The sequence below is a fragment of the Acidilobus sp. genome, from assembly GCF_049973875.1.
In the GTDB taxonomy this organism is placed as follows: domain Archaea; phylum Thermoproteota; class Thermoprotei_A; order Sulfolobales; family Acidilobaceae; genus Acidilobus.
The window spans coordinates 1-6,152 of sequence record NZ_JBMFJI010000037.1 but is presented as its reverse complement, the minus strand read 5'-3'; the positions used below and the strand labels follow the sequence as shown (position 1 = coordinate 6,152).

The 6,152-nt window shown below is 62.9% G+C and carries 7 protein-coding genes; 3 read left to right on the top strand and 4 right to left on the bottom strand.

Annotated features, from left to right (window positions below):
• The first annotated feature begins 483 nt into the window (after positions 1–483).
• Positions 484–3,075: a hypothetical protein gene (locus ACP5H1_RS07685; RefSeq protein ID WP_427973730.1), complete on the top strand. Its 2,592-nt coding sequence runs from the start codon at positions 484–486 to the stop codon at positions 3,073–3,075.
• Positions 3,076–3,148: 73 nt separating this feature from the next.
• On the opposite strand, the gene ACP5H1_RS07680 is transcribed toward ACP5H1_RS07685, so the two are convergent.
• The 4 genes from ACP5H1_RS07680 to ACP5H1_RS07665 form a co-directional block, all read right to left on the bottom strand.
• The gene (locus ACP5H1_RS07680; RefSeq protein WP_427973727.1) at positions 3,149–3,346 is read right to left on the bottom strand and encodes a hypothetical protein; all 198 of its coding nucleotides are present in this window, start codon (positions 3,344–3,346) and stop codon (positions 3,149–3,151) included.
• Between the two features lie 98 nt (positions 3,347–3,444).
• Positions 3,445–4,389: a glycosyltransferase gene (locus ACP5H1_RS07675; protein ID WP_427973724.1), complete on the bottom strand. Its 945-nt coding sequence runs from the start codon at positions 4,387–4,389 to the stop codon at positions 3,445–3,447.
• Complete coding sequence (locus tag ACP5H1_RS07670) at positions 4,314–4,565, bottom strand: hypothetical protein (protein ID WP_427973721.1); 252 nt, start codon at positions 4,563–4,565, stop codon at positions 4,314–4,316. Before ACP5H1_RS07670 ends, ACP5H1_RS07675 begins: the two co-directional genes overlap by 76 nt.
• A gap of 194 nt (positions 4,566–4,759) precedes the next feature.
• Positions 4,760–4,966 carry a hypothetical protein gene (locus tag ACP5H1_RS07665; protein WP_427973718.1) on the bottom strand — a complete coding sequence of 69 codons (207 nt, stop codon included), beginning with the start codon at positions 4,964–4,966 and terminating at the stop codon, positions 4,760–4,762.
• A 257-nt stretch (positions 4,967–5,223) separates the two neighbouring features.
• Here ACP5H1_RS07665 and ACP5H1_RS07660 point away from each other — a divergent pair, with 257 nt between their 5' ends.
• Positions 5,224–5,664 (top strand): amino acid permease, encoded by a 441-nt coding sequence (locus tag ACP5H1_RS07660; protein ID WP_427973715.1) that lies wholly within the window; start codon positions 5,224–5,226, stop codon positions 5,662–5,664.
• A partial coding sequence (locus ACP5H1_RS07655) for an amino acid permease (protein WP_427973712.1) occupies positions 5,661–6,152 on the top strand: 492 nt, incomplete at its 3' end. The genes ACP5H1_RS07660 and ACP5H1_RS07655, both read left to right, overlap by 4 nt.

Sequence of the window (6,152 nt, the reverse complement as noted above, 5' to 3'; positions counted from 1 at the left end):
ATGGTTGTGAATGATAAATAAAATGATATCAAATGATATAAACTTCACGGTTTATCGGAAACTGCCAGCTACGGCGTTAACGTAAAACCGCAAAAGGGGCCTGAGTTAGGCGGCGGTCAGCTCATCAGTTCACCGCGTGGGGCCAGCGCCTTCAGGGCCCCCGCCCGCAGTTACATAATTATAAAAAGTAAAAGTGAGGTTGGTCCGAGCGGCCGCCAACCGCGACAAAGGCTGCGAGCGACTCCAAGGCCAGGTCGCCCTACGCTGTCGACGAGAGCCGGCCCTCCGCCAGTAACCTGCGCTGGGCCAGTCGCCGTTAATGGCAGTGGGGCCAGCGAGCCGTGGGGCGTGCGAACGCCGCAGCGGCGTCCTGTGCTGTCCTCAGCCCACTGCGAGCCCCTGGGAAAGGCAACCTGCAGCAACGCTTATAGTTCAGTGGGCTAACGGAGGAAATTGAGGCCAGTTGGCTTCGGAGCTAGCCTGTTGAGGTCCAGGTCTGTTCTGTTCGTCCTGGCGGCGATCCTAGCGGTCCTCCTGCTCCCCCTTCACCCGGGCGCCGGCAGCGCCGAGCCCGCAGGGGGCAACATTGTGGTGACCATATATAACGTCAACGGCGAGCCGGCAGCTGAAGTTCCGGGGACTGCCTACGGCGTCCTGGTGAGCCCGTCAAACGGCAACGTCGTGGCCACGGCCTACATGAACGCCAGCTCTCAGGTGGCGTTCCTCGGGGTGCCCCCAGGGACGTACCAGCTCTACGTGTACCACTACCCCAACAGCGGGCTGAACGCGACTGAGTACTGGGGCTCCATGCAGGTGGCGGCCTCCTCGGGCGTCACCTCAGCCTACGCCTTCCGCAGGGACACGCCGTGGATATCCTCCTGGCGGGCCTCCTACCTCGGCAACGGCAGCTACTCCATAACAGTTAATGTTAACAACTCGCTGGGCTCGCCCGTGCAGGGCTTGGTTTTCCTCGCGGTCTCGCCCTACATGCAGTTCGCGGGGGCTACAAACCTGAGCTTGCAGGCCACCTATGAGCCTGGCGTCAACACCTACAACTTCACCTTCACACCGTCAGCGGGCGGCGCCTACTTCGTGTACCCGGTGGCCTACTCATACATAGGCAACCCCCGCGGCGCCCCGGTGGCCACGGACCAGGACTACTGGAGGCAGGCCTTCGTTGCAGACGTGGGCTCGGGGACGAGCTGGGCCAACATGCCGGCGGAGTTCGTGGGGGTGCCCCCGTCATCGTCGCCCCTGCTGCTCAACGTCTCCTACGCGCTGACCGGGGGCGGGTACGAGTACGTCATCGCTGGGGTCTCAGAGTTCCCCCCGGGGAGCGCGTACGCGGGCTCATACGCCTTCTCATATGAGGACGTGGGCAGCTCGCCCGTCGAGGTCATGGAGGCCGACGTGGCCGGAAGCGGCGCGGCGCTGTTCCTGGTGAGCACCACGGGGAACCTTACTGCGTACGTATACGACAACGGGACCCTCGCCTGGTCGGGGACCTACTATAACTACATAGTGCCATTCTACGCCTACATACCGGGCCTGAGGGGCAGCGTGGCCGTGTACGTGGAGTCCCCCTCGGGGGCCACGAACGTCAGCGGGGGGCTGGTGGAGTACCTGGGCGGGCCCCCTACTATCATGCCCCTGTACTTCTTTACCGACATCCCGTCAAACGAGGGCCTGGAGACCCTCCCGGCCGGGGGGCCCTACTACTTGTTCCTCACGGCCTACGGTGACGGCCACGCCTCGGTCTTCATTAACTCCAGCCTGGTGGCGGACATAGAGTTCAACGTGCTGGCCCCGTACGGGGCCTTCCCGGCCGACGGGACGCACCAGGGCACGGCGGGCCTCATTGGGCCCATTGACAGCGGGCCCGGCCTTAACGTGACGGTCAAGGCCTCGGCCCCCCAGGGCTCGGCCATGTACTCAGCCCCCATGCTGCTCGTGTTCCCCCAGGGCGACACGGTGCTGGCGTCCTACAACTTCTCCTTCCTTGGGGTGGGCAGCTCCCCGCAGGCGCAGGACATAGGCTACGCCCCGCCTAACTCCTCGGCCCTGGTGCTGTACTTCACGTCCGACGGCTGGGGAGTTTTGACGCTCTACGAGCAGGGGCGGCAGGCAAACGGCCTCTACCGCTTCGGCTCAGGCGGCGAGGAGGGCCCCGGGCTCGAGTACTACCCCAACGTCAGCGGGCAGCTGGCGCTCTCAGCCAGCTGCGCCACGGGCACCACTGACATGGGGGGCGTGGTAATCATCTTCAGGGGGCGGCCCCCGCTGTATGAGCCCATGCCCACCCTGGTAGCCGGCTCCGCGGCAGTCATGTCGGCCCTCACGCCTGAGGGGGGAGCGGTCTACGTGGCGGCCATGGGCTTCGGCTCAGGCGCGGAGCTACTTTACTCCAACTCCTCAGAGTTCGGCGCTGTTGAGGAGCCGGGCGGCCCGGCGTCGGCGTCCCTGGGCACTATTTCCTTTGTCGAGGAGGGCCTCCCGGGCGGGAGCCTGTGGGGCGTTGAGCTCGCCGGCCTCACCAAAAACACCACCTCAGGCGTCATAACCTTTACCGAGGCGCCCGGCAGCTACGAGTTCCGCGTCCTGCCGCCGCCCAACTTCACCGCCTCCCCCTTGAGCGGGGTGGCCCAGGCCGGGCAGACGGTCTACGTGAGCTTCTCACCGCTGCCTTCCCCCACATCTACGACTGTGACTACGACTGTCACTGTAACTTCAACTACGACGGTTACAAGCACCACCACTACTACGAGCACCTATACCACAACTGCCACCGAGACCACCACGGCTACCACCACGACCACGGTTACTCCTCCGCCCTCTACAACAACTTACACCACAACTTCAACCACGACGACCACGCTGTACGTGACAAGCCCGACGACCTACACTGTCACCAGCACCGCCTACAGGACCCCGACAGCGACCCGTGCCGCAGCGCCGTCAACTGCCACGTACTCGCCGGTCAGGATCAGCTTGGCCCCAATAGCGGCAGCAGTTGCAATAATAGTGGCTGGCGCGGCCGTTGTGATCCTTTACAGGCTGAGGCGCGGCCGCGCCTAGCCGCCCTCGGCCTTCCCTTCACTTTTTTGTTTTCAGTAAAGGGCTGTACCTAAGTAGCTCGCTGCGCTGGAATTCAAACGCCATTAGATGGATAGGGCCCAGAGCAGCCCTGAAGTGCGTTGTCCTGTCCACATGCGGCCCCTCCCTGTGGCGACGGCTGCAGGAGGTAAGCTAGGAGGGGCAGGCTGACATGGAAGTCAAGGCAGCCGCCCAGGGACTTAGCGGCGAGCGAGCCTCGCACGTGGAGGTCCGTCCACTTGAAGGACTTCACGCCACGCCGCATGACATCAGCGAGGCCCCGCGGGCGCCGCCGTTGCCGCGCCATCAAGTCATTGACATCCGCGCGGCCCAGCAGACTAGCCCCTCTACTCAAGCACTTGGCGGCGGGCCCTCGTTTGCCATGCCCAGGAGGGCCTTGAGGCCCCACATGAACGCGCTGAAGGAGAATGAGGAGGCCACCTTCCTGGCCCTGGCGCTCAGGTCCTCGGTTACCCTCTCCTCCCTCAGGCCGCGCATGATCTTTATGGCCTCCTCCACGCTCCTGTAGCCGAGCCTGGGGCTCACCTTGGCCGCTATGTCGTAGTAGCCTCCCCCGTCTGCGTAGACCACAGGTACTGCCCCTGCGGCCGCGGCCTCCGCTATGGCGATGCCGAAGTGCTCCGCGAGGGGAGGGTGGAGGTAGAAGCCCGCCCTCTCGTAGAGCTCCAGGAGCCTCTTCCTGGGCACGTTGGTCTCTACTACTATGTTGCCGCACTCCCTGGCGTACCTGAGAACCGCCGCCAGGGTGCCTGCGGAGTAGGAGGAGGTGGAGCCCACAATGTAGAATCTGAGATCCTTGGCCGCACAGGCGGCCCTGGCCACCTCATCGAGCCTCTTCCCTGGCGTGAACCTGCTGACCGTGAGGACCATGCTGTAGTCCTTGGCGTCGCCCCTGAGCTTGAAGACGTCGTCGCCGACCGGAGGGTACAGAACCATAATAGATGTTATGTTCGGGTAGTACTTTTGCAGGACCCTCCTGGTCCACTCGCCGTTAGTGAGCACGAGGGGGCGGCCCTCGGCCAGCGAGGCGTAGTGTAACGCCAGTCGCTCGTAAAGCGACGGCTTGCCGGTTGGCGCCACGGCCGGGAAGTGGACGTAGCTTATGTCGAAGCCCTTGGCTGGAATGTTGGCCTGGGTCTCTATGTAGACGTCGTAGCCCGGCAGGTCAAGCTTTATGTTTGTGAGCTCGTAGAGGGCCATCACCCTCCTGAGCCTGACGCCCCTGCCCCTGAGCAGGAGCCTGACCAGGCTCGCCCTGGGGGCCGACAGCACCATTGGCGTCGGGGGTCCTCTATCGTGTCCTTCAGCAGCGACCAGGCCCTCCTGTCAACGTAGGTGGTGAAGTAGTCAACCGAGTGGCCCAGCCTCCTTATGGCGTCATACATCTTGAGGCTGAGGACCTCGCCGCCGCCGGCCTCCTCAATAACCGTGTGGACTAGGGCTACCCTCACTCCCTGCCCCAAAAAATGTGTGGGAGGGGACGAGGTAAAAACGGGCCTAGCTCTGGCCGCCGCCGAAGGACCTCCTGTAGAACTCCTCGAGGGACCTCAGCAGCTGCTCCCTGTGCTTCATGTCAAGCATGTACCTCCTGACCGCGATCGCCCTGCTCTTCTCCCCGGCCTTCTCCAGCCTGACCCTCAGGTTCTCAAGGCCCTCTTAGCCCCTCGAGGACCTCGTCGAATATGCGCTTGGCGTCCTCGTAGTTGAGGAGCACCTCAACAGCGTTGGCGTAGTACCTGCCCTCCAGGTATGACGCTATCTTCGCTCTCAGCCTCTCGGGCATGCCTTTCTCGCCCTCCAGTATCCTACTTATGCCCCCGAGCCTGTCGTTGAGCTCCCTCACGTTCTGCACGCCCTTCTTGTCTATGCCGTCCGTTATTATTATGTGCGAGGTTCCTGGCCTGTCAACGCGCTCGGCAGTCCCGCAGCCATGATAAAGGACCCCGTGCTGAAGGCCGCCGTTAAGGAGTTCATCGCAGCCCGGCCTCCCAGGCTCTCACGTTTCCTAATAATAGAAAGTGGGACCTTAGGCTGTCTAATTACCAGGTAAAATTTTTATTTTTTCCACTTCTTTGTTCTAACCCTGATATTATACATGAGGTGGCCCTGGTGGGCAGCTCAAACTCCTACATAGAGAAGGCGCAGGCGAGCGACAGGGAGCTGAGGAAGGCCCTCGGGCTCCTCGAGATAATGTTCCTGGTGCTTGGCGCCATAATAGGCAGCGGCTGGCTCTTCGGCTCCTTCTACGCGGCCGCCATGGCAGGCCCGGCAGCCATAGTGTCATGGATTATAGCGGGAGTGCTCATGCTCTTCGTGGCCCTCGCCTTCGCTGAGCTCTCGGGGGCGATACCGAAGTCAGGCGCAATAGTGAGGTACCCGCAGTACAGCCACGGGAGCTTCGCCTCGACCCTGCTCGGCTGGGCCTACTTCCTGAGCGCCGTGACCGTGGCCCCGGCCGAGGCGGAGGCCGCGGTGACCTACCTTTCCACCTGGTGGCCATCCAGGTGGCCCCCGCTGACCTACTCAACCACCGTGGCCGGCGCCAGGTGACCCTGCTCACCGGCGTGGGCTTTGCCGTAGCCTTCGCCTTCCTGACTGCCTTCTTCCTGCTGAACTGGTTCGGCGTCAGGCTGCTCGGCGCCGTGACCCACGGGGCCGGCTGGTGGAAGCTGGTCATACCGTTCGCCACAGTCATACTGATACTTGTCCTCATTTTCCACCCGGCCAACCTCTCCTCGCTGGCCTACTCTGGCGGGAACATAACGGTTGGAAACAAGACCTACACGTTCTCTCCGGCCCACGGCTTCGCCCCCTACGGCTGGGCCCCCGTCTTCTTCGCCCTGCCGACCACGGGCATAGTGTTCGCCTACCTTGGCTTCAGGCAGGGCCTTGAATACGCCGGCGAGGCCAGGAACCCGCAGAGGGACGTGCCGCTTAGCACGATACTCGGCTTCATAATAGCCATAGTGCTTTACGTGCTCCTCCAGGTCTCCTTCGTGGGGGGCATAGACTGGTCCAGGTACCAGATGAACCTGACG

What these genes read in the sequence shown, in the direction of transcription:
- ACP5H1_RS07675 (WP_427973724.1), bottom strand. Translation starts at nt 4,389, where the DNA reads ATGGTGCTGTCGGCCCCCAGGGCGAGCCTGGTCAGGCTCCTGCTCAGG.